Origin of the sequence: Nonomuraea endophytica, assembly GCF_014203235.1 — a bacterium.
GTDB classification, from domain to species: Bacteria; Actinomycetota; Actinomycetes; order Streptosporangiales; family Streptosporangiaceae; genus Nonomuraea; species Nonomuraea endophytica.
Window position 1 is genome coordinate 217,058 of sequence record NZ_JACHIN010000005.1, and the last position, 22,506, is coordinate 239,563.

General features: G+C 71.2%; 13 protein-coding genes. 3 read left to right on the plus strand and 10 right to left on the minus strand.

Going from position 1 to position 22,506, the window contains the following annotated elements; genetic code table 11:
• The first annotated feature begins 133 nt into the window (after positions 1 to 133).
• Complete coding sequence (locus HNR40_RS19950; RefSeq protein ID WP_184963407.1) at positions 134 to 655, plus strand: DUF4396 domain-containing protein; 522 nt, start codon at positions 134 to 136, stop codon at positions 653 to 655.
• Here HNR40_RS19950 and HNR40_RS19955 read toward each other — a convergent pair.
• The 3 genes from HNR40_RS19955 to HNR40_RS19965 all read right to left on the minus strand — a co-directional run bounded on the left by HNR40_RS19955 (position 652) and on the right by HNR40_RS19965 (position 5,345).
• On the minus strand, positions 652 to 1,809 hold the full coding sequence (locus tag HNR40_RS19955) for an alginate lyase family protein (RefSeq protein ID WP_221340603.1): 1,158 nt from the start codon (positions 1,807 to 1,809) through the stop codon (positions 652 to 654). The two genes, HNR40_RS19950 and HNR40_RS19955, sit on opposite strands and share 4 nt — an antisense overlap.
• Before the next feature lie 89 nt (positions 1,810 to 1,898).
• Positions 1,899 to 2,960 (minus strand): FAD-dependent oxidoreductase, encoded by a 1,062-nt coding sequence (locus tag HNR40_RS19960; protein ID WP_312896435.1) that lies wholly within the window; start codon positions 2,958 to 2,960, stop codon positions 1,899 to 1,901.
• Between the two features lie 15 nt (positions 2,961 to 2,975).
• On the minus strand, positions 2,976 to 5,345 hold the full coding sequence (locus tag HNR40_RS19965; protein WP_184963413.1) for a M20/M25/M40 family metallo-hydrolase: 2,370 nt from the start codon (positions 5,343 to 5,345) through the stop codon (positions 2,976 to 2,978).
• Positions 5,346 to 5,460: 115 nt separating this feature from the next.
• Here HNR40_RS19965 and HNR40_RS19970 point away from each other — a divergent pair, with 115 nt between their 5' ends.
• The gene (locus HNR40_RS19970; protein ID WP_184963415.1) at positions 5,461 to 6,021 is read left to right on the plus strand and encodes an ArsR/SmtB family transcription factor; all 561 of its coding nucleotides are present in this window, start codon (positions 5,461 to 5,463) and stop codon (positions 6,019 to 6,021) included.
• 153 nt (positions 6,022 to 6,174) lie between these two features.
• Positions 6,175 to 7,371, plus strand: coding sequence for a Cmx/CmrA family chloramphenicol efflux MFS transporter (locus tag HNR40_RS19975; RefSeq protein ID WP_184963417.1), 1,197 nt, complete (start codon positions 6,175 to 6,177; stop codon positions 7,369 to 7,371).
• Here HNR40_RS19975 and HNR40_RS53615 read toward each other — a convergent pair.
• From HNR40_RS53615 to HNR40_RS20010, 7 genes are all read right to left on the minus strand, one after another.
• Positions 7,358 to 9,475 carry a carbohydrate-binding protein gene (locus HNR40_RS53615; RefSeq protein ID WP_221340604.1) on the minus strand — a complete coding sequence of 706 codons (2,118 nt, stop codon included), beginning with the start codon at positions 9,473 to 9,475 and terminating at the stop codon, positions 7,358 to 7,360. The two genes, HNR40_RS19975 and HNR40_RS53615, sit on opposite strands and share 14 nt — an antisense overlap.
• Before the next feature lie 11 nt (positions 9,476 to 9,486).
• Entirely contained in the window at positions 9,487 to 12,018 is a 2,532-nt protein-coding gene (locus HNR40_RS19985; RefSeq protein WP_184963419.1) for a carbohydrate-binding protein, read from the minus strand.
• 10 nt (positions 12,019 to 12,028) lie between these two features.
• Positions 12,029 to 14,377: a glycosyl hydrolase family 28 protein gene (locus HNR40_RS19990; RefSeq protein ID WP_184963421.1), complete on the minus strand. Its 2,349-nt coding sequence runs from the start codon at positions 14,375 to 14,377 to the stop codon at positions 12,029 to 12,031.
• Between the two features lie 11 nt (positions 14,378 to 14,388).
• Positions 14,389 to 16,275 (minus strand): glycosyl hydrolase family 28 protein, encoded by a 1,887-nt coding sequence (locus tag HNR40_RS19995; protein ID WP_184963423.1) that lies wholly within the window; start codon positions 16,273 to 16,275, stop codon positions 14,389 to 14,391.
• On the minus strand, positions 16,272 to 17,468 hold the full coding sequence (locus HNR40_RS54730) for a carbohydrate-binding protein (protein ID WP_246509276.1): 1,197 nt from the start codon (positions 17,466 to 17,468) through the stop codon (positions 16,272 to 16,274). The genes HNR40_RS19995 and HNR40_RS54730 overlap by 4 nt, the downstream gene beginning before the upstream one ends.
• 6 nt (positions 17,469 to 17,474) lie before the next feature.
• Positions 17,475 to 20,360 (minus strand): glycosyl hydrolase family 95 catalytic domain-containing protein, encoded by a 2,886-nt coding sequence (locus HNR40_RS57245; RefSeq protein ID WP_221340605.1) that lies wholly within the window; start codon positions 20,358 to 20,360, stop codon positions 17,475 to 17,477.
• Between the two features lie 305 nt (positions 20,361 to 20,665).
• Positions 20,666 to 22,501, minus strand: coding sequence for a glycosyl hydrolase family 28 protein (locus tag HNR40_RS20010; RefSeq protein ID WP_184963425.1), 1,836 nt, complete (start codon positions 22,499 to 22,501; stop codon positions 20,666 to 20,668).
• Positions 22,502 to 22,506 lie beyond the last annotated feature (5 nt).

A 22,506-nucleotide genomic window follows, 5' to 3' on the forward strand; every position in this document is an offset into this window, starting at 1 on the left:
ACGCTGTGTGACCGCCACTCTGCTGACGCGACACTTTTTACTACTTCCTATAGTAGCCGGCGCGGCCACATTTGCTCCATTACCCCATAGGGGTATACCGTGACCGCGCTGATTGACGAACGGAGCTTCAAGCATGTCCACGCACCAGGAACACCAGGGCCACCACGAACACGGAGACCACGCCCAGCACGCGGCGCACGAGCATGGGCACGGGCCGGGTGCGACGACCTGGAAGATGGCGGCGCTGGCCACGCTGCACTGCCTCACCGGCTGTGCCATCGGCGAGGTGCTGGGCATGGTGATCGGCACCGCGCTCGGCTGGGGCAACGTGGCCACCATCGCGCTGGCCGTCGGCCTGGCGTTCGTGTTCGGCTACGCGCTGACCATGGTCGGCGTGCTCAGGGCGGGCGTGAGCTTCAAGCAGGCGCTGAAGGTGGCGCTGGCCGCCGACACGGTGTCGATCCTCGTGATGGAGATCGTGGACAACGGCGTCATGGTGGTCGTGCCCGGCGCCATGGACGCCGGGCTGGCCTCAGGACTGTTCTGGGGCGCGCTGGCCTTCGCCTTCGTGGTCGCCTTCCTGGTGACCACACCGGTCAACAAGTGGCTGATCGGCAAGGGCAAGGGGCACGCCGTCGTCCACGCCTACCACTAGGCCGGGTTGTTCGCGTGGGTGAGCGTCTCCCAGCCGAGGAAGTGGCTCACCCCCGCAGGCCGCCCCTGCTCGACCAGCCGCTGGGTACGGGCCATGCCGATGCCCATCCGGTTGCGCAGGGCGTTGAAGCCCACCTCGAAGGTCGGGCCGAGTCCCGGCTTCACCGAGCCGCCGCACAGCCAGGACGGCACCGGCTCGCCCAGTTGCAGGCCGGCGTGGAAGCCCATCGCGTGGCGTAGCCGGTCCTTGCCCTCGGCGTAGAGGTCGAGGCCCTGGTGGCGGGCGGTCTCGGCCACGTGTACGGCCGCCGCGATGCCCCAGCCGGTGTGGCCGAAGTCGCGGCAGGTCTCCTGGGCCAGGCCGTTGACGAAGGTGCTCTGGCCGTACCAGTAGCCGATGAGCTCGTCGCGGGTGTCGTACCTGCTGCCCGGCGCCTGCTTGGGCAACGAGCCGTCGGTGGTCAGGTAGACGTAGGCGGCCAGGCGGCCGCGCCAGGTGGTGACCGCGCGGTCGAAGGCGGCGCGGTCGTCGAGGTGGACGGCGATGCCGATCGCCGCGTCCGTCATGATCAGCTCCCAGTTGCCGTTGGTGTTGGGGCTGCCCGCGATGACGATCGGCAGGTAGACGGTGCGCAGTTTGCCGGCGAAGCGGCCGGCGTTGGCCCAGCCGGTGTAGGTGTGCTTGATGAGCTCGGCGGCCCGGGAGAACGACGCCCCGGCCCAGCCGGTCTGCAGGCGGGCGTTGTGGCCGGTGTGCTCGGTGATCACGGCCGACCAGGCGTCCATGATCTGGACGGCCTTCTTGGCGTGGCGGTCGTCGCCGGTCAGGTACCACTGCAGGGCGTGCGTGTAGGCGGCCATCGCGTCGTTGCGCTCGTCCGAGCAGCCGTTGTTGGGGTTGGACGACGGGCCGCACTCGACGTTGGCGCGCGGCTTCGGTGTGTAGGACAGCGAGGCGAACGAGCTGGCGCGCAGCGCCGCCCACGCCGGCTTCCAGGGCTCGGCGCCCAGGTTGGCCTTGACGTGGTCGAGCTGGGCCCGGCTGACCAGGACGCCGGGATGGTTGAAGGCAGCTCCGACCTTTTCCGCCGAAGCCCGCTGGACCGGTACGACCAGCGCGACGGCTAACAGAAGGACAGCGAGGATGGGGCGCACGACAGGCTCCTTACCGCAGCGACAGACATCGGGTGTCTGACACCCATCCAAGCCAGCCGTCGAAGCCCCGGTCAACGACCGGCGGGAAACTAGGCGGAAAGAAGCGTGCGCGCCGCGAGCAGGCGGCGCACGTTGCCCGCGGCGGTCCTGCCCGCCCGGTTGGCCCCGATGGTGCTGGCCGACGGCCCGTAGCCGACGAGTTGCAGGCGCGGTTCCTTGACCACCTGGGTGCCCTCGACCTTGATGCCGCCGCCGGGCTCGCGCAGCCGCAGCGGGGCCAGGTGGTCGAGGGCGGAGCGGAAACCGGTGGCCCACACGATGGCGTCCACCCGCTCGTGCCGCCCGTCCGGCCAGGTGAGCCCGTCCGGGGTGATGCGGGCGAACATCGGCAGCCGGTTCAGCACGCCCTTCTCGCGGGCCGCGTTGATCACCGGGGTGGAGCTGAGCCCGGTGACGCCGACCACGCTCTGCGGCGGCAGCCCGGCGCGTACCCGCTCCTCGACCAGGGCGACCGCGTCGCGCCTGGCCACCTCGCCGAACGCGTCGTCGCGCCAGACCGGCTCGCGCCTGGTCAACCAGAGCGTGCCGGCGGCGACGCCGGCCAGTTCCGCCAGCACGTGCATGGCCGACGCGCCGCCGCCGACGACGGCCACCCGCCGCCCGGCGAACTCCTGCGGCCCCCGGTAGCCGGCGTAGTGGATCTGACGGCCGAGGAAGTCGCCGCCGCCCGGATAGTAGGGCCAGTAGGGACGGGTCCAGGTGCCGGTGGCGTTCACCACCGCCCGCGCGGCCCAGTCGCCACCGGAGGTGGCCACCGCCAGCCGGTCGCCGCCCCCGCGGGCGACCGTGCTGACGCGGATCGGGCGGCGCACGTCCAGGCCGATCGCCGCCTCGTAGGCGCCGTAGTAGGCGGGCACCACCTCGCGGGCCGGGGCGGTGTCGTCCTGGCCGTCCTCCTGCCCGACGCCCGGCAGGTCGAAGATGCTGTGGATCTTGTCCATGGTCAGCGTCGGTGACCGGTGCCGCCACGCGCCGCCCGGCCCGTCCTCCGCGTCGAGCACCACGGTGTCCAGGCCGAAGCGGCGCAGGAAGTAGGCGCTGGACAGGCCCGCCTGCCCAGCGCCGATGACCACGACGTCAGTGATGTCCACGATCTCTGGCAACCGTCACGGGGTCTGGATCCTTCCCACGACGGTGACGGAGTCGGTGGGCAGGCCGCCGGTCGAGGAGCTCAGGTCCACGTCGGCGGGCCTGGGCCGGTAGCCGGTCAGGCCGTCGAGGCCGAGCGTGACGTCGCTGGCCACGAGCCGGGGCGCGCCCTTGGTCCGCAGCTCGAACTCCACCCCGTCGCCGGGCGGCGCGAAGAACTGCGCCTCGAACGGCCAGGCCGCCCCCGGACGCGGCGCGCTCTCCAGCTCCGGCAACGGCACGCCGGGCCGCCCGGCCACCTGGATGACGCCTCCGGTCGCGGGCCGGTCGGCGTGCAGGGAGATCTGGTAGGCCGAGCGCTGCGAGCGGACGCGGACCCGGGTGACGGTGTCGGCGCCCTCCTGCCGCCGGTTCAGCACGCGGACCTCGGGCGCGGGCAGGTTCGCCGCCTCCGCGCCGCCGGTGTGGGCGGGGCGCATGCCGTTCGGCAGGGGCAGCTTCCACTCCCCCGGCGTCTGGGGGGTGAGGGCGGCGGCCCAGGGGTGCGGACGGTCGTCGGCGGTGATCCAGCTCGCGGCGCCGGTGGCGGTGTCGAGCACGTAGGCCAGGTGGGCGGCCCGCGGATGACGCTCGTCGAAGCGGTCGTGGATCAGCCCGCCCCCGATCAGCACGAGCACCAGCGCCGCGGCGGTCAGCGGCCCGAGCGCCGCACGTGACCGCCCCCGCGGACCACGTGCGCCGGGCGTGACCTCGGCCAGCAGCGGCAGCGCCGAGCAGGCGGCCAGCACGAGCAGGACCACGGTCACCGCGCCCATCGCCAGGCCGAAGGCCGCGAACGTGCGCGCCCCCACGGTCAGCAGCACGACGCCCACGGCGGCGGCCACCGCCCGCACGGCCAGGGCGGCATGCGGCCGGGCCGGCTCCAGCAGGAACGCGGCGATCCCGGCGATCCCGCCGGCCAGCGCGGGGATGGCGCCGTAGTAGGACATGCCGGGCATCAGGCCGGCGAGCGCGGCGCCCGCGACCGCCAGCCAGGCCAGCGAGCCCACGGTGAGCGCCGCCGTGCCGAGCCGTCGCCGCAGCAGCGCGTACCAGCCCCAGACCAGGGCCACGGCCAGCGCGATGAGCGCCAGCCGGTAGAGGTCCGGCCGGTACGGCTCGCCGAACACCATCCCCGCGTACCCCGGCTGGATCGTGGTCAGCAGCTGCCAGACACGGTCGCCCAGGAGATAGGCCAGGGCGACGGGCACCACTCCGGCCAGCGTGGCCAGGCCCATCTGGGGCAGGGTGGCGGCCCGCCGTACCCGGGCCAGGACGGCGAGGCCGAGCACGGCCAGGACGCCCAGGGCCGCGAGCGGCGCGACGAACCCGCCGGGGTAGGCGAAGACGACGCCGAAGGCGGAGAAGAACGTGGCGTCGCCAGCCCCGCGCTGGGCGGGCAGGTCGGCGGCCAGCGCGGCGCGGGTCAGGGCGAGGCCGTTGTCGCCGTGCATCTGCAGGACGGCCGGGTCGAAGTTCTCGACCGTGTCGCGCGGGTGGTGGTAGTAGGCGCGCCCGCCCGCGGTGCCGAGGTCGACGCCGATGAAGCCGTGTTCCTCCAGCGTGGTCAGATCGGTGTGGAAGCCGGACTGCCGGAAGGCGCCGATGAGGGCGGACTCCCCCACCGGGTGCGGCATCGAGGACAGGGCGCGCACGAGGCCGGTGCCGCCGGGGGTGACGTTGAAAATGGCGGAGGGGGCGCCGTTGCCGGGTCCCTCCAGGTTGACGACCACGCCGCCGTCCTTGGCGAGCGGGTGGTGGGCGGCGAAGGCCTCGGCGCCGATGAGGCCGGGCTCCTCGCCGTCGCTGAGCAGGATGACCAGGTCGTTGCGCGGCTGCTGCCCGGTGGACTTGAGCGCGCGGACGATCTCCAGGATGGCGGCGACGGAGGCCTTGTCGTCGCTGGTGCCGGGGGTCGTGGTGGTGGAGTCGTAGTGGGCGGCGAGCACGACCCGGCCGGTGGAGGCGCTGCCGGGGATGACGGCCACGACGTTCTCGGCCAGGCCCGAGCTGATGTCCGAGCCGAACGAGCGGGCCCCCACCCCGGTCTGGACCTCGGGCTTCAGGCCGAGTGAGGTCAGCTGGGCGAGCAGGTAGTCGCGGATGCGGTCGCCGCCGGGCGAGCCGATCGGCGTGGGACCGCCGGTGGCGATCTTCTCCAGGTGCGGCCAGGCGCGGGCGGCGCTGAACTCCCCGGCCGGGGCGCCGGCGCCCGCCGCCGCGGGCGGGCGTTCGAACAGCCAGGCGGCGCAGGCCACGGCCACGACGGCCACTAAGGCGACGGCCCCGGCGAGCGTGCGCCGGGGTGCGCGGACCGGCGCGACGCCGGTTCTCTCAAGCGTGTGCATGGGTACACAATGACTTGTGCACAACAGATTGTGCAAGCTGCATTGTGCACAGGGCAGCACGAAAACGCAGATGAGGACGGGAAACAATGCACAGAAATCCTGTAGGTTGACGTTCATGGCTGATCGTGAGGTACGCACGCTGACCGACCTCGACGCGCTGCGGACGCTCGCCCACCCCCGCCGCCAGCGCATCCTCGACCGCCTCAGCGCGCACGGCCCGGCCACCTCGGCCGACCTGGCCCGCGACCTCGACCTCAACACCGGAGCCACCAGCTACCACCTGCGCGAGCTGGCCAAGCACGGCTTCGTCGAAGAGGTCCCGGAGAAGGCGCGCGGACGCGAGCGCTGGTGGCGCCACGTCTCCGCCGACCTGCGCTTCCCCCGGCGCAGCGAGCAGGACGAGCAGACCCGCGCGGTCATGGACGAACTCCACGCCCGCGCCTACAGTGAGGACATGGCCGCGTTCCGCCACGCTCTGGCCTCGTCGGAGCCGGGCGGCTGGGGTGACGCCTTCCCCTTCTCCCGCGGCACGATCACGGTCACGTTGACGCAGCTCATGGAGTTCTTCGAGGAGTACGTGGCGCTGGTCATGCGCTACAGCGACAGCGCCGAGCACTCCCCCGAGGCCCGCCGCGTCCACACCCGTTTCCTTGCGTTCCCGGACATCGCCGACTAGGGTCCCGTGTCTATGTCCAGCCCCGAGTCCGACAGACGCTGACCACCGGCGCTCCGGTGGTCGGCCTCCGCATGCCCGCGCGGCGTGCGCGGATGGCGTGACCGGGACCGCCGTCAAGGTCCTGTCCGTCTCTCACTCGGGAGTCTCACTGCCATGCCCATGGCGGTCTTCATCCTCGGCCTTGCCGTCTTCGCCCAGGGCACCTCGGAGTTCATGCTCTCCGGGCTGCTGCCCGACATCTCCGCCGACCTCGGCGTGTCCCTGTCCCAGGCCGGTCTGCTGACCTCGGCCTTCGCCATCGGAATGGTGGTCGGCGCGCCCGTCCTGGCCGCCGCCACCCTGCACTGGCCGCGGCGGCGCTCGCTGGTGCTGTTCCTGTCCGTCTTCGCCGCCGCCCACGTGGTGTCGGCCCTCACCCCCGACTACGCCGTGCTGCTCGCGGCCCGCGTCGTCTCGGCGCTGGCCAACGCCGGGTTCTGGGCCGTGGCCGCCGCCGCGGCGGTCGCGATGGTTCCGGCCGGTGCCAGGGCGCGGGCCCTGGCGATCGTGGTGGGCGGCGTGACCGTCGCCTGCGTCGCGGGGGTTCCCGCGGGCGCGGTGCTCGGGCAGCTGTGGGGGTGGCGCTCGGCCTTCTGGGCCGTCGCCGTCCTGTCGGCCCTGTCCGCGGTGGCCATCCTGCGCGCCCTGCCTTCCGGTACGGCCCGCCGGACCGCCTCCACGAGCCCTTCCACGACGGGCGGCGGTGTGCGGGCCGAGCTGCGGGCGCTGGCCGATCGGCGGGTCGTGGTGACCTACCTGCTGAACGCGCTGATCCAGGGCGCCACCTTCTGCGCCTTCACCTTCCTCGCGCCGCTGGTCACCGAGGTGGCCGGGTTCGGCGAGGGGTGGGTGCCGGGCATGCTGGTGCTGTTCGGCGCGGGGGCGTTCCTGGGCATCACGCTCGGCGGGCGGCTCGGCGACGCGCACCCCATGCGCGTCCTCGGCTACGGCATGACCGCGCTGACCGCAGGCTGGGCGGTGCTCGCCCTGGCCGGCGGCAACCAGGTGGTGCTGGTCACGCTGGTGTTCCTGCAGGGGCTGCTGGCCTTCGGGCTGGCGCCCGCCCTGGCCTCGCGCGCCTATCAGCTCGCGGCCGGGGCGCCCACCCTGGCGGGGGCGTTCGCCACGGCCGCGTTCAACGTGGGGGCCGCCGCCGGTCCCGGGCTCGGCGGGCTGGCGCTCGACGCCGGCTTCGGCTTCCGCGCCCCGGTGTGGGTGAGCGCGGGCCTGATGGTGCCCGCGCTGGCCGTGCTGGCGTGGGCGGTCCTGCTGGAACGGCGGGCCGCCCACGCCCCGGTCAGCCGAGCGTGATCCGGTCCAGGTTCGGCCCTCCGCTGGCGGTGGTGGACAGCAGGCGGACGGTGTTGGCCCCCGCCTGAAGGTCGGCCGTCACCGTGGTCTCCACCCACGTGGTCCACGCGCCGGTGGGGTCGAAGGGCCGCTCGTCGGCGGCGAGCACGCCGTTGACGAGGACGTCCATCGGCCTCCCGGCGGTGGTCCCGTTGGCGAAGCGGATCGTGAGCGGCCGCGGCCCGGCGGCCGCGGCGGTCACGGTGAACTCCACGTAGGAGCCGGCGAGGTTGTCGAGGTTGACGAAGCCGGAGCCGGTGAAGCCGGCGTGGTTGGACTCGACCACCCCTTGCGAGATGGCCGCGCTCTCCGCCTGGTACTCCGAGCTCGGCGCCGACGGGACCGGCACGTCCAGGTAGTCGATGTTCGGGCCGCCGTTCGCGGTGGTGGCGACCAGCTTGACCGTGTTGGCCCCGGCGTTGAGCTCGGCGGTGATCGGCGCGTTGACCCACGTGGCCCAGGCGCCGGTGCCGGGGAAGTCGCGGGTGACGGGGGCGGCGCCGTTCACGGAGATGCTCATCGGGCGGTTGACGGCGGTGCCGTTGGCGAAGCGCAGGGTGAGCGTCGCGGTGCCCGCGCTGGCGGCGTTGGCGGTGAACTCGATGCCGCTGCCGGTGACGTTGTCGAAGTTGACGAAGCCGGTGCCGGAGTAGCCGGCGTGGTTGGACTCCACGAGGCCCTGCGTGATCACGGCCTGCTCGGCCTCCAGCCGGGTGACCGTGCCCGACGTGGGCCTGACCCTGATCAGGCGGGCCTCGCCGGGGCGCAGGGTGGCGCTGTAGGAGGAGGTGACGGTGCCTTCCGCGCCGCCGGACCACAGGTTCGTGACCTCGGCGGCGCCGGAGAAGCCGACTTGCGACCAGTTCACGCTGACCGTTGAGTTGCCCGAGGTTCCGGTGTTGAACAGGGCCACGATGTAGTCGCCGTTCGACTCCCGTTTACGCCAGACCTGGTTGACGCCGCTGTTCACAATGCGGTCGGCGGCGACGCCGTCCTGGTTGACCGCGATGAGCCGCTCGTTGGTGAGCATGGCCAGGTCGGTCGAGGTGAGCGCGGTCAGGTCGCTGCCCAGCAGCAGCGGCGAGGCGGCCATCGCCCACAACGTCAGGTGGGAGCGCCGCTGGTCGGCGTTGATGCCCATCTGGTCGCCGTTGCCGATCTGCAGGGAGTCGAGGTCGTTCCAGCCGCCGGGCGCGGCGTACTGCTGCCACGCGGCGGCGGAGGCGAACCGGCTGGTGATCTTGGCCCAGGTGGTGAGCGGGTAGCCGGAGCCGTTCGGGCCCGGTCCGCAGTAGCACTCGACGTCGCCCTGTGTACGCCAGCTGTTGGCGAGCCGCTTCCAGGTGGTGGCCTGGGCGATGGGCAGGTTGTTGGACAGCGCGAAGTTGATCGGCCTGCCGGTCTGCCGCAGCGCCTTGTCCCAGGCTTCGACGTCGGCGACCGTCGTGGCGTCCACGCCGTCGATCTTGAGGTAGTCCACGCCCCACGAGGCCATCTGGTTGGCCCAGGAGTTGATGAACGCCTGGGAGCCCGGATGCGACCACTTCAGCCGGTACATGTTCTTGCAGTTGTAGTTCTTGTGCATGCTCGCGCCGGTGTCGGCGATGTCGGCGGCGCGGTAGCTCGTACCCTCGACCGGGGTGTTGCGGGTGACGGCGTTCTTGGCGATGCCCGGCGTGACGTAGAAGCCGAACTTCAGCCCCTTGGAGTGCACGTAGTCGGCCAGCGCCTTGATCCCTGAGGGGAACTTGGCGGCGTCCACCTGCCAGCGGCCGAAGCCGTCGACCAGGAAGCCGTTGGCGTCGCACTTCTGGTAGAAGTCGTCGAGGTTGATGTAGACGTAGCCCTTGGCCGGCAGGCCGCTGCTGACCATGGCGTCGGTCTGGGCCTTCATCTTGGCCTCGTCCGGCCAGCGGCGCACGAAGCTCCAGCTGCTCCAGCCCATCGCGGGCCGGATCGACAGCCCGTTGTCGGAGGCGCTCGCGGCCGGCGAGGAGGAGATCGCCAGGCCGGTGGCGGCCAGCAGCACGGCCACGGCGGCCGCGCGCAGTCTTGTCGGATTCAACGCGTTCTCCTTCAGCCGAGGCTGATCCGGTCGAGGTTCGGCCCGCCGCCGGCGGTGGTGGCGGTGGCCCTGATCGTGTTGGCGCCCGCGTTCAGCTGGACGGTGAGCGTCCGGGTCGTCCAGGTGGTCCAGGCGCCGGTCGGGTCGAAGGCCAGTTCGTCGGCGGCCTGGGCGCCGTTGACCGTGATGTCCATCGGACGGCCCGCCGTGGTGCCGTTGGCGAAGCGCAGCGTGAGCGTCGCCGGGCCCGCGCTCGCCGCGTTCACGGTGAACTCCACGTGCGAGCCCACCAGGTTGTCGTAGTTGACGAACCCGGTGCCGGTGAAGCCGGCGTGGTTGGACTCCACCACGCCCTGCGAGATCACCGCGTCCTCCGCCTGGAAGTCGGTCGGTGAGGGGCCGCTCGCCGCCTCGACGTCGAGGTAGTCCAGGTTCGGCCCGCCGCCCGCCGTGGTGGCGGTCGCCCTGACCGTGTTGGACCCGGCGTTCAGCGGCACGGTGAGCGTGCGCGTGGTCCAGTTCGTCCAGGCGCCGGTCGGGTCGAAGGCGAACTCGTCGGCGGCCTGGGCGCCGTTGACCGTGATGTCCATCGGGCGGCCGGAGGTGGTGCCGTTGGCGAAGCCGAAGGTCAGCGTGGCGTTGCCGGCCTGGGCCGCGTTGACCGTCCACTCCACGTAGGGGCCCGCGAGGTTGTCGCCGTTGACGAAGCCGGTGCCGGAGTATCCGGCGTGGTTGTTCTCCACCGCGCCCTGCGAGATCGTCGCGTTCTCCGCCTCGTAACGATTCTCCGGCGGCTCGACGCCGCCGCCGGGGTAGGCGCCGCCGATCCACGCCTCGTCCACGCGCAGCCGGGCGATGCCGTGGCTGCCGGTCTTCTCCAGGCGTACGTGCCGGGCGGTCGTGGGCGGGATGTCGATGAACTGGACGCCGCGATGGTTGGGCAGGTTGCCGGTCTTGACCGGGCTGCCCCAGTTGCTGCCGTCGTTGCTGACGTAGACGCGGTAGCCGTTGATCCGCGCGGAGTTCGCGGCGGGGTACGTCGTGGAGTCCTCCCGCTGGTTGATCCCGATGTAGCGGACGGGACGCTGCGAACCCAGGTCGAAGCGGAGCGACACCGTGCCCGCCGAGGTGGCGTCCCAGTACGTCAGGTAGTCGCCGTCACCCGCGTCGGCGGCCGGATGGCCACCGGCCGAGGCGGAGGCCGACAGGGTGACACCGGTGTGAATGCCCTCCCGGCCGGCGGAGACGACCTTGAAGACCGTGTCGTACTGGTCCCAGGTGGATACGCCGCTCAGCGTGAGCGTCCCGTTGGCCTGCGTGAAGCTCACCGGCGCGCCGGAGCGCAGGTTCACCACCGAGCTGATCTTGTAGCCGTTGTCGCGCAGGGACAGCGTGCTGCCCGACGGCCGGTTGATCACGTGGATGTAGTGCAGGTTCGGGTTGGTCTTGCTGATCGTGGTCACGCCGTGCGCGCCGTTGTTCCAGAAGCCCGGATCGAGCCCGCCGTACATGTAGCCGCCGCCCTCGGTCCCGGACAGCGACTCCCAGATCGCCGCCAGGTAGGTGCTGGCGAAGTTGTTGAAGCTCTCCTGGGCCGGCGGCATGCGCCCGGCCTTCATCGGCGTCTCGGCCATGAGCGCCTTGACCGAGGACCCGGCGTTGGTGATCAGGCGGCCGAGCGTCAGCTTGTAGTCGACGGCCTGGTCGGAGCCGCCGTACCACCACGGGCCGCTGGTCGGCAGCTTGAAGTCGGCCTCGATGAGGCGCGGCGCCGCCGTGTAGACCGCCTGCGGATAGTCGTAGCTCGGCGTCATGCCGGTCTTCTGCTCGTTGCTGATCATGTCCATGATCGGCGTGTCTTCGTTGTTGTTCGACAGCGTCATGTCGGGCCGCTCGCGCCGGATGCGCTCGTAGAGGCCGTTGCGCTCCCAGTAGGCGTTGTCGTTGTCGATCCAGAACCCGGCCAGCTTCGGGTAGCGGGTGAGCTGCTCGACGAACTGGTCGTAGCTGAACTCGCCGAAGCCGTCGCGCGTGTGCAGGTCCACGTTGCGGCCCTTGTAGCTGGAGTAGGCCGCGGAGTTCAGCCACGACTGGCCGGAGCCGAGCCCCTCGTTCCACCACTGCGGGTCGTCGGTCATGTAGTGGATGACCTTCACGCCCTGCGCGTCGGCGGCGTCGATGAGCTCGCCGAGCAGGTCTCTGCTGGTACGGCAGGAGCCGGGCACGGCACTGGGGTACGGCCGCGCGTACCCCAGCCGCGAATGGAAGGTCGCCAGCACGATGTACTGCGTGTGCAGCTTCTTGGCCTCCTGGACCCAGTAGTTCGGGTTCCAGCCGCCGCCGGTGACGGCCGCCTCCCAGGCGCTGCAGCTGGTGTGCTGGGGCGAGGTGCGCATGCCCCAGTGCAGGAACAGCCCGCCGACGGAGGAGCGCAGGAACGCCTGGCGCGGGTGTTGCAGCTCGGCCCGCGCCGGGACGGCGACCAGCATGCCGAGGATGAGCGTGAGTACGGCCAGTAAGGCCGCACGTGGGGCTCGGGACATTCGCGCTCCTCTACGGGCCGGTCACGGCGAGGTGGTCGAGGTTGGGTCCGCCGTTGGCGGTGGTGGAGGTGGCTCTGACGGTGTTCGCACCGGCGTTGAGCTGCGCGGGCAGCGTCGCGTTGGTCCAGGTGGTCCAGGCGCCGGTGCCGGGAAAGTTCACGGTGACGGGCGCGCCGCCGTTCACCGAGACGGCCATCGGCCGGTTGACGGCGGTGCCGTTGGCGTGCCGGAAGGCCAGCGTCGCGGCGCCCGCCTGGGCGGCGGTGACCGTCCACTCCACGTAGGGCCCGGCGGCGTTGTCGCCGTTGACGAAGCCGGTGCCGGTGAACCCGGCGTGGTTGGACTCCACGACGCCCTGCGCGATCGTCGCCTCCTCCGCCTCGTACCGTGAGCCGGTCGGCGGCGGGCCGTCGGACGGGGTGAAGGACGGGTCGCTGGAGATCGCCACCCGGTCCAGGCGGGCGCCGTCCTCGCGGTAGGCGAAGGTGACGGTGTGGGTTCCGGCGCTCAGGTCGTAGGTGACCGGAAGCTGGGCCCAGTGCCAGGAGGCGCCGAGCGGGACGGTGTTCCAGTTGGTCCACGAGCCGCCGTCCGCGCGCACCCAGAACGAGTCGTCGCTCGTCGTGGGGGCGATGACGCGGGCCCAGACCTTGAAGGACCCCGGATCGGGTACGGCGAAGCTGAGCGTGGCGTGGCCGGTCGGCGGGGCCGCCGACTGGCTGTTGTTGCCCGGCGCGACGGTGACGTAGGAGCCGCCGGAGGCGGCCGGGTCCTGCTGGGTCTGCATGGGGGCGGTGATGGTGGCCGCCTCGGCTTCGCCGTACAGGCTGACGGGGTTGCCGGGGACGGGGGTGGAGTTCGTCGCGCGCACCCGCAGCGCGCCGCCCGCGGTGTTGGCGCCGGTGACGGAGTAGCCGCTGATGCCGCTGACGCCGACGTCGTAGGCGCTGCCGGAGCCGCGCTGGGCGATGACGTCGAGCTGGATGCCGGAGCCGTCGTCGACGATGAAGGCGGGGCGGTTGTCGTTCTCGTCCACGCGCATCTCGCCCTTGACCGACAGGCCCTGGACGTGCCGGGCCCAGATGCCGAACGCGGGGCGGGTGCCGTAGTCGCGGGGCGGGTAGCTGGTCAGGAACTCGCCGGGCACCCGGGTGGCGTCGGAGGCGGGGTGGCCGCCGGGGACGGTCAGCTTGACGCCGTCGAGCGTGATGTCGGGGCCGATGTCGACGGCGGGCGTGCCGGTGATGGTGCTGGTCAGCTCGGGTCCGCCGGTGGTGCCCGAGGGCTCGGGGGCGGTGAGCTCGCGGCCGGTCACGTTGGTCAGGTGGATGTTCCTGATCCGGCCGGCGGGCGGCGAGCCCGGGCAGCGCTTGCGCTCGCCGATCTTCATGAAGATCGGGGTGGTGGTCTTGGTGAGCGTGACGTTGGTGTAGTGAACGTCCTCGATGATCGCGCCGTCCATCGAGACCATGCCGATGCCGGCCTTGCCCGCGCCGAGCACGGTGATGTTGTCGAAGCGGATGTCGCGGAAGTTGCCGCAGGTCTCCGAGCCGAACTGCATCGCGTTGTTCTCGTGGGAGTAGATCGTGGTGTCGCGCACGCGGACGTTCTGGCTGGTGTAGGTGTGGCCGAGGGCGAAGTCGCTCTTCAGCGCCACCGCGTCGTCGCTGGCCTCGATCCGGCTGTTCTGCAGGACGACGTTCCAGCTGTTGATCAGGTTGATGCCGTCGCGGACGCCGTTCTCGGCGTAGACGGTCTTGAGGTTGTCGATGAGGATGTCGTGGCAGCCGTTGAGCAGCGCCATGAAGTGGCCGCCGCGGCGGATGGTGATGCCGGTGATGCTGACGTTCGCGCACTCGGTCAGCGCGATGGCCTTGTTGCCGGCGCCGGAGGGCGGCGAGTTGCTGGTGGACAGGTTGCCGTCGCCGTCGATCGAGCCGGCGCCGGCGAAGTGCACGTTGGTGACGCCCCTGCCGACGAACAGCGAGTTGTTGAAGTGGCTGTGGCCGAAGTCCTGGTAGTCGTCGAAGGCGTTGGGCTCGGGGGCGTCCATGCCGCTGCTCGCCGCGCGCACGGTCGCGCCGGAGTCGAGGCGGATGGTGACGTTGCTCTTCAGGTGGATGGTGCGGGCGCGGTAGTTGCCCGAGGGGAAGACGACGATGCCGCCGGGGGCGGCGCTGGCGGCGTTGATGGCGCGGTCGACGGCGTCGTCGTCGTTGGTGCTGCCGTTGCCGGTGGCGCCGTAGTCGCGCACGTTGAACTCGGCGGCGGCGGTGGTTGCGGTGGTGGCGCTCGCGGGCGCGGCGGTGAGGGGGAAGGCCAGGAGGGCGAGGGCCAGCGGCCAGGCGACGCGTCTCATTGCTGCACCTCTCATTGCTGCACCTCGATGTAGTCCAGGTTGGGGTTGCCGTTGGCGGTGTTCGCGGTGATCCGGACCGTGTTGGTCCCGGCGTTCAACGTGACCGGCAGCGTGGTGGTGGCCCAGGTGGTCCAGGCGCCGGTGCCGTTGAACGACTGGTTCGCCACCACCGCTGCGCCGTTGACCGCGATGGCCGCGGCGCGGTTGACCGTCGTGCCGTTGGCGAAGCGCACCCGCAACGTCGCCGCGCCCGCGGTGCCGGTGACCGTCCACTCGGTGTAACTGCCGGCCACGTTGTCGCCGTTGACGAAACCCGTGCCCGAATGGCCCGCGTGGTTGGACTCCACCACGCCCTGCGAGATCGTCGCGTTCTCCGCCTCGTAGCGGGTGCCGGTGGGCGGGGTGGTGGTGGAGATGTCGCGGCCGTTGTGGAAGACGTTGATCAGCTGGAGGTTGTCGACATTGTTCGCGACATTTCCGGAATTGGTCATGTTGGTGAAGGTGCTGTTGGAGATCGTCACGTTCTGGATGTGCTTGGCGGAGCGGCCGTCGATGTTGAAGGCCGCCCGGCCGCCGGTGACGGTCATCGCGTCGACGGTGAAGTTGCGGACCGTGGGCGGGATGCTGCCGGACGTCTCGTAGTTCATCGTGATGTAGACGGCGTCGCGTTCGAGGTTGCGGCCGGTGAAGCGGCGCAGGTGAATGTCCTCGACGAAGCCGCCCCGGTTGAAGCTGGTCTTCACGTACAGCGCGTACTTGACCGGGTAGCGGCCCGGGAAGTCGGCGGCGTTGCACTGGCAGTCCTCGGCGAAGACCTTGCGCACCCCGCCCGACATCTCGCTGCCGACCGTGATGCCGCCCCAGCGGCCGGAGAACTTGCAGTTGCGCACCACGATGTTCTGCGAGGGCCGGTTGACCCGGCGGCCGTCGCGGTCGCGGCCCGACTTGACCGGGATGCAGTCGTCGTTGGTGTTGAACCGGCAGTCGTGGATGAAGACGTCGGTGCAGGAGTCGGGGTTGCAGCCGTCGCCCTGGGAGTTGGTGCTGTAGAAGGTGACGTTCCTGACGGTGACGTTCGCGCAGTAGACCGGGTGCAGCGTCCACATGGCGGGGTTGCGCAGGTTGAGGTTCTCCACCAGGACGTTCGTGCAGTTGTAGAGGCCGATCATGTTCGGCCGCAGCTTCGTGCCGGAGCCGAACACCCGCTGGTCGACCGGGTGGTCGTCGGCGCCCCAGTCACGCAGCCGGTCGCGGTCGGCGCCGCCGCCGCCCCAGGAGGACCAGTCGCCCGCCGGGGCGTTGCCGTCGATGGTCCCGGCGCCGGTGAGCGCGATGTTGGTCTTGCCGTTGGCGTAGATGAAGGGCGAGTAGTTGTGGCACTCGATGCCCTCCCACCGGGTGAAGACCGGCGGCAGGTAGGAGGCCGGGTCGGTGCGGAACCTGATCGTGCCCTGGACGTGCAGGTTCACGTTCGACAGCAGGTGGATCTTGCCGGTGCGGAAGGCGCCCGCCGGAACCAGGACCCGGCCGCCGCCCGCGGCGTTGCAGGCGGCGATGGCGTTGCGGAAGGCCGTGGTGCAGTCGGTGCTGTTGTCGCCGACGGCGCCGTAGTCGGTGATGGAGAAGGTGCGGTCGGGGAAGGTGGGCGGGACGATCCTGGCCAGGATCTCGGGCACCTCGTCCCAGGGCGAGGCCGCGGCCGTACCCTCCACGACCGCGGCCCCGCCCCGCACTCCGGCGGCCGTGTCACTCGCGCGTGCCGCCGCACGCTCGCTCACGGCCGCCGGGAGCGTGCCCCCGAGTACCAGGGCCCCGGCGCCGAGGGCCGCGGTGCGCAGGACCTCGCGCCGGGACAGCGCGGCGGCGCGCAGCGCCCCGCCGGGTAACTGGCTGCTCATTGGGTCACCTCGATGTAGTCCAGGTTGGGGTTGCCGTTGGCGGTGTTCGCGGTGATCCGGACCGTGTTGGTCCCGGCGTTCAACGTGACCGGCAGCGTGGTGGTGGCCCAGGTGGTCCAGGCGCCGGTGCCGTTGAACGACTGGTTCGCCACCACGGCCGTGCCGTTGACCGCGATGGCCGCGGCGCGGTTGACCGTCGTGCCGTTGCCGTAGCGCACCCGCAACGTCGCCGGACCCGCGGTGCCGGTGACCGTCCACTCGGTGTAACTGCCGGCCACGTTGTCGCCGTTGACGAAACCCGTGCCCGAATGGCCCGCGTGGTTGGACTCCACCACGCCCTGCGAGATCGTCGCGTTCTCCGCCTCGTAGCGGGTCGTGTTGCCACCGCCGCCCGGCACCGCCTTGTACGACTTCAGGTTCGTCAGCAGCAGGTGGCAGTTCTGCAGCGAGCCCGAGGTGTCGCCCAGCGAGCGGTAGATACCCCACTTGGGCCGCACCCGGTCGCCCAGGAAGGTGTCCACGCCGGTCCTGGTGGCGTCCACGACGGTCGTGCCGCCGCTGCTCAGCACCCAGCGCACCGCGCCCGACGACCCGTCACCGATCTTGAGCTCGTAGTCGATGTCGATCCACTTGTCGTGCAGCGGCGTGAGGTCGGCCCGGCCCACCAGGATGTTCGGCTCGAAGACCTTGTGCTCGATCGTCTGCCTGCCGTCCACCCGCCGCAGCGAGGTGACGGTGATGGGCGCGGTGCCGCTGCCCGGCATCTTGGTCTGGAAGATGTGGGTGAAGGTCGTGGTGGCCTTGAGCGTGGCCGGGATGAACATCGAGTACGTGACCCGCCACAACTCCCCCGGCTTCCACAGCAGGTGGCCGGCCGGGGTGCGGTTGCCGGTGACCTCGTGGCGCTGGCGGTCGGTGCTGGTGTCGCGGTCGACCGTGTGCATGTTGAAGCGGAAGTTGTCGCCTTCGGGGAAGATGTGCGGCGCGGCCGACGTGTGGGAGTCGGCCCGGTCGTCCTCGATCGACTCCCAGGCGCGCATGCCGTCACCGCGCGCGGTGGGCGCCCACATCTGCTGCCAGGTCTGGCCGGGCGGGAGGAGGGTCGGCGCGGCGAAGGCGGGGCGGGCGGTCAGGAGCGGCGCCGTGGCGGCGGCGCCGAAGAGGATTCCGAGCTGGCGGCGTGACAGTTCCATGATTGCCTATCCGATAGTGATCTTGTCGAGGTTCGGGCCGCCGTCGGCGGACGTGGACACGAGTTTGATCTTGGTGCCGAGTTGTGCCTGGAGGGAGAGCGTCTGCCAGGTCGTCCACGCCCCGGTCGGCGGGAAGCTGAGCGCTCCGGCCCGGACGCCGTCGACGAGCACGTCCATGGGGCGCGCGACGGCGGTGCCGTTGGCGAACCTGACGGTGATCGTCCGCGTGCCGCCGCCCGTGACGGTGAACTCGGCGGCCGAGCCCACGACGTTGTCCAGGTTGACGAAGCCGGTGCCGGTGAAGCCCGCGTGGTTCGACTCCACCGCGCCCTGCGTGATGACGGCGTCCTCGGCCTGGTAGTCGGTGCCGGACGCTGCCACGTCGAGGTAGTCGAGATTGGGCCCGCCGTCGGCGGTGGCCGAGGTGAGCCGGATCTTCGTGCCGAGCTGGGCCGGGATCGACACCGTCCGCCAGGTCGTCCACGCCCCGGTGGGCGGGAAGTCCACCGTCCCTGCCGCGGCGCCGTCCACGGTGACGGCCATCGGCCTGGCGCTCGTGGTGCCGTTGGCGAAGCCGATCGTGAGCGTGCTCGCGCCCGTCGCGGCGACGGTGAACTCCACGTACGAGCCCACGACGTTGTCCAGGTTGACGAAGCCCGAGCCGGAGAACCCGGCGTGGTTCGACTCCACCACGCCCTGGGAGATCGTCGCGTTCTCGGCCTCGTGGCGGCCCGGCGGCGACGGCGTCCCCGGCAGGCCCCAGCGCGCGCCCGGCCGGGAGATCGGCGCCCGGTCGATGACCAGCGGCGGTCGCGGGCCCGTGTGCAGGAGCACCTCGCGGTCCCTGTCCAGCGTGATCTGCACGGTGCCGCCGCCCAGGTCGGTGACCTGGGCCGGGGTGCCGTCGTCCAGGGTCGCGCTGGGCGGGCCGGGCAGGCCGTGGCGCAGCCTGAGCGGCTCACCGGCCAGGCTGCGCACCCGGACGAACCTGGTCGTGCCCGCCTGCCGTACCGCCGAGACCAGGAAGGCGCCCTGGGTGCGGAAGTCGTGGAGGGTCACGTCGGGCCAGGCGGCCGGCACGGCGGGGAAGATCCGGATCACGCCGCCCCAGCTCTGGCAGAGCATGTCGTGGATGCTCTGCGAGGCCGAGAGCGGAGTCTCGATGACCGGGCCCGCCTCGGTGTAGTGGGTGTTGGCCCGGCAGGGGAAGGACGTGGCCGGGTCGAAGAAGCGCATCAGGTAGCCGAGCGCGGCGTCGCCGCGGCCCATGCTCGCGTACATGGAGGCCGCGCCGGTGTAGCTGTAGCCGCGGTGCGCGCCGGTGACCGCGTGCCAGCGCGCGATCGAGCGTTCGATGAGGGTACGGCCGGCCGTCTGATCCCACGTGACCAGGTACAAGGGGTAGATCATCATCAGGTGCGAGTAGTGCCGGTGCGACTGGCTGTACGGCGTGCTCGCGCCGATCATGTACCCGTTGCCGTCCGTCGGATACGGCGTCAGGTTGGCCAGCGTGCTCTGCCACCTGGGCTTGAGCGGGTCGTCCACGCCGAGCCTGGCCGCCGCGTCGAGCAGCGTCTGGCAGCCCCACCGGATGAGCGCGAGGTCGTAGTTGGTGTCCTTGGGCGGCACCACCGGGTACTCCGGCGACAGCGTGCTGGGCAGGTGCAGCTTCCCGTCGCCCTCGGTCCGCAGGAAGTGCAGGTAGTAGTTGATCGCCCGCCTGAGCAGCGGGAACAACGTGTCGCGCAGCAGCGTGTCGTCCATGGTGTGCCGGTAGGACAGCCACACGTTGTGCAGCGCCCACGTCAGGTCGCCGACCTCGGCCCCGCTGCCGGGCGTCCCGACGCTCCTGGTGGCGAACATGTCCGAGCTGCGCCCCACACCGCTGGAGTCGGCGCGGTAGGCGCTCGGCACGTTGTCGACGAGCCGCTGCCGGTTCTGGTCGAGCGTGGTGGTGACCGAGTCGAGCTCCAGGTGGTTGGAGCCGTGGATCAGCCAGTACTCGAGCTGCACGTTGAGGTTCCACCACACGCCCGGCCACGGCGTGGGCTCCAGCCACGGCCCGGTGGTCGCCATCACCGGCCCGCCGGCCCGCGTCGCGCTCGCCGTCTTGTACAACTGGATCCAGTAGAAGGACTGCAGCCGCTCGTCGGGCAGGCTGAGGAAACTCTTCGGGTAGAAGGCGTGCCACCAGGCCTGATGCGCGCTTCTCAGGCTCTGGTACGGCCCCGCGTCCCGCACCTTGGCCAGGGAGGCGGCGTCCGCGGCGGTGTTCGACGGGAAACTGTGGGCGACGCTGAGCAGCAGGAGGCCGCCGCTCTGCCGGTAGGCGGTGGCCGTCTGCCCGCCTCCGGCCAGCGCCTGCAGGACCTGCCTGACCTCGCCGGTGGTCTTGGTGGTCCAGGCGGGGTTGCGCACGTACCCGGACGGCGGGGCCTCTGAGGCTTCCCGCGGGCTGTTGGCCGCCTCCGGATGGAACGTCCACCGGACCTGCTCGCCGCCGGTCGCCGCGGCGTCGGCCACGAAGAGCTCGTCGTGGATGAACGCGGTGAACGTGATCCTTCCCGACGTCGTGGTGATCGAGCCGGTGAGCTCGGCGTCCCACAGGCTCAGCCGCCAGTCGACGGCGGTGATGGCGCCGACCGGGTCGAGGGTGAGATGGCCGACGGGCAGGCGGCAGGTGCCGAACCCGCTGCCGAACTGGGGGCGGTGGTCCTGCACGCGGCCGTGCTGGGTGGTGAAGCGGACCTTGTTGGCGCCGGGCTCCTTGTAGACCATGCTGCCGAGCAGGCCGTCGCCCAGGAAGGGGCCTTCGTGCCAGATCGTGGGCAGGCGGGCCCAGAGCAGGTCCTGATTTTCCAGGAAATCCTGCCATTGGGCGGGTGTCCCCACCCTCTCCTCCAACTCCCACCCGGCACCGCTCGCCTTCACTCCGGCGGGAAACGCCTCCGCTCCACCGGGAAGCGCCGCGACCGCCGTGGACCCGAACGCCCCGGGAAACGCCGTGACCGCCATGGACCCGAAGGCCCCACCAAGCACCACCCGCCGCGACACATCCCACCCCTCCGGCGCACCGGACACGTGGGACGGGTCATGCGGAAGCGCGGAGGGTTGGTCTTCCGGTGACGGGCCGGGTGCCGGTGACGGGGTGGGCGAGTCTGGTGTGCCGGGTGTGTTCCCCCGTGGGGCGGCGGGGGTCATGCGGTTACCTCCAGGTGGTCGAGGTTGGGGCCGCCGTTCGCGGTGGTGGCGGTGGCCCGGACCGTGTTGGCGCCCGCGTTGAGCTGGGCCGAGACCGTGGCGGTCTGCCAGGTGGTCCAGGCGCCGGTGCCGTTGAACGCCTTGCCCGCGGCGATCACCGTGCCGTTGACCACGATGTCCATCGGGCGGTTCGTGGTGGTGCCGTTGGCGAAGCGGAAGGCCAGCGTGGCCGTCCCGGCGTTGGCCGCGGTGATCGTGAACTCGACGTAAGAGCCGACCGCGTTGTCGTAGTTGACGAAGCCGGTGCCGGTGTGACCGGCGTGGTTGGACTCCACCACACCCCTGACGATGGTGGCGTTCTCGGCCTCGTAGCGGGTGCCCGTGGGCGGCGTGCCGTACAGGGTGCCGTTGATTCTGACGTTGTGCAGTTGCACGTTGTCGGCGTTGCTGATCTGCGGCGCGGGCGTGTCGATGGCGGTGAAGGTGGAGTTGGAGACGGTGACGTTCTTGACGCGGCTGGCCGAGGAGCCGGAGAGCTTGATCGCGAACGGGGAGTCGTTGATGTCGAGGTGCTCGACGGTGATGTTCTGGATGACCGGGTGCACGATGGGGCCGTGGCCGGGGCCGGTCAGGCTGTAGTTCATGTCGATGTAGAAGCCGCCCCGGTCGCACGGGCCGCCGGTCAGGCCGCGTACGTGCACGCCGTCGACCACGCCGCCGCGACGGTTGTTGGTCTTGAGGTAGAGCGCGTAGAACGACTTGTAGCTGGAGCCGGGGAAGATCTGGTTGTTCTCGGCGAAGATGTTGCGCACGCCGCCGGACATCTCGCTGCCGACGGTGATCGCGCCCCAGCGGCCGTAGTACTTGTTGCCGCGGATGACGATGTTCTCCGACGGCACCCCGACGCGGCGGCCGTCGATGTCGCGGCCCGACTTGATCACGGTGCCGTCGTCGCCGGTGTCGAAGGAGCAGTTCTCGATGAGCACGTCGGCGCTGCTCTCCGGGTCCACGCCGTCGACCATGGCGCCCCGGCTGTAGATCTTGACGCGCCGGACGGTGACGTTGCGGGACAGGACCGGGTGAACCGCCCACATCGCCGGGTTCCTGATGTCGAGGTCCTCGATGAGGACGTTGGCGCAGCCGTACAGCTGGATCATGTTGGGCTTGAGGTAGTGGCCGTCGCCGAACTGGCGCTGGTCGACCGGGACACCGTCCACGGCCATCGCCTGCAGGCGCTGCCAGTCGGGGTCGCGCTGGCCGTCGAAGCCGAACCACGGGCCCGCCGCGCCGTTGCCGTCGATCGTGCCGGTGCCGGTCAGCGCGATGTTGGTCTGGTTGCGGGCGTAGATGAAGGGCGAGTAGTTGTAGCACTCGATGCCCTGCCAGCGGGTGAACACGGTCGGCAGGAAGGACGCGGCGTCGGAGCGGAAGCGGATCGTGCCGCCGGACTCCACGTGCAGGCGCACGTTCGACAGCAGGTGGATCTTGCCGGTGCGGAAGCGTCCCGTGCCGGGGACGAGCACCGTGCCGCCGCCGGCGGCGTTGCAGGCGGCGATGGCGTCGCGGAAGGCGGGGGTGCAGTCGGTGGTGTTGTCCGGCCTGGCGCCGTAGTCGGTGATGGGGAAGGTCCGGTCGGGGAAGACCGGCGGCACGATTCTGGCCAGGATCGCGGGGACCTGGTCCCAGGGTGAGGCGAGCGCGCCGGCCGTACCGGATGCCGCCACCGCCGTGCCGGCCGTGCCGGATGCCGCGACTGCCGTGCGGGGCAGCAGGACCGCGCCGCCGCCCGCGATGCCCGCGGCCTTCAGGAGGTCACGTCGAGAGGGTGTCATCGAGG